General features: G+C 59.4%; 1 protein-coding gene. It reads right to left on the reverse strand.

Going from position 1 to position 401, the window contains the following annotated elements:
- Window positions 1-4: 4 nt before the first annotated feature.
- Window positions 5-401 (reverse strand): hypothetical protein (locus tag EEB15_RS33485; protein ID WP_233259733.1); only part of this gene is annotated, 397 nt, incomplete at its 5' end.

Consider the following 401-nt stretch of genomic DNA (forward strand, 5'->3'; position numbering starts at 1 on the left):
AAGTTCATGCGGTTTGGCGGTTCTCGGCCTGGAGGATGGCAAAACGCAGCGAGGCAGCCACGTATCCCAGGCAGTACTCGTAATGAGCCTTGGCCTCATCCACGACGCGCTGCTGTTCATTGCACGCGGTAACATCCGCTGGCGCGGGCGGAATAGCGAATAGCTTAACTTGCAGGTCTAGCCACCGCTCACGGGCCTGCGACAGGGCCTTGTGAGCGCGGTCGGAGGCCGCAAGTTGTTCTTTCAAGTCTGTCGCGTCGATCATCAAAGTCATGAAGTAGGCTCCTGAGCGATCCAATGTGCTGGATGAATCCTCGCCCGACAGCGCCTGGCCGTCCAGGGCAGATGATCTGAGCCATCCGATCTCAGGTTTCGCCGGGGACTTCGTACACCCCGAAACG

It is taken from the genome of Ramlibacter sp. WS9 (genome assembly GCF_003797765.1).
GTDB lineage: Bacteria > Pseudomonadota > Gammaproteobacteria > Burkholderiales > Burkholderiaceae_C > Ramlibacter.